The sequence below is a fragment of the Elstera litoralis genome (assembly GCF_000963705.1).
Taxonomy (GTDB): domain Bacteria; phylum Pseudomonadota; class Alphaproteobacteria; order Elsterales; family Elsteraceae; genus Elstera; species Elstera litoralis.
This window is the reverse complement of sequence record NZ_LAJY01000698.1, coordinates 1-779: the sequence shown is the minus strand read 5'-3', so window position 1 is coordinate 779 and position 779 is coordinate 1. Positions and strand designations below refer to the sequence as shown.

General features: G+C 55.5%; 1 protein-coding gene. It reads left to right on the top strand.

What is annotated here, in order from left to right:
* Nucleotides 1–779: calcium-binding protein (locus tag VZ95_RS19090; RefSeq protein ID WP_198148408.1), on the top strand; the 779-nt coding region annotated here is incomplete at both ends.

Here is a 779-nt window from a genome sequence, read left to right as displayed (position 1 = left end):
CCGACGAGGATGCGCTATTCGGTGAAGCCGGGAATGACAATCTGTTCGCCGATGCCGGAAATGATTCGATCGACGGTGGTGCCGGGAATGATCTTATCGCTGGTGGTGCCGGTGACGATGCCATCGTTGGTGGTTCTGGCGACGATGAAATTACCGGCGATGGCGGGATCGATACCATCCTTGGGGGGCTGGGCAACGACACGTTGCACGGCAGCCTGGGTTATGACTCCGTCTATGGCGGCGATGGGCACGATGAAATCACCGGCGGTGACGGGTTCGACGTCCTATACGGCGATTCCGGAGACGATGCAATCAACGGCGATACCGGAAACGATTACATCGACGGCGGAACCGGCAACGACTATCTGCTGGGTGGCGACGGTAACGATATTATTCTCGGCGGTGTCGGTTCCGATGTGATCTACGCCGGAGCTGGAAGCGACATCATCGATGGCGGTGCCGACAATGATAATATCTATGTCGGCGGCGGTACCGACACGGTAAACGGCGGCGCGGGCGATGATGTTATCATCCACCAGGGCACGGCGGCCAATATTGGTGTGTCGATTGTTTATGAAACCAGCGGGATCGATGCCCTCTACTTCCAGAACTCCTATGTCTGGGATCTGATGATTATGCAAAACGGTAACGATATGGTCCTCTACGATATCGCCGATGCCAACGACAATGGTGCAATGGACTATGGCGTTGTGCTGAAGGATTGGTATCTCGGTGGCGGTAATACGGTCGAATATTTGATCGATGCAACCGGAAGCTGG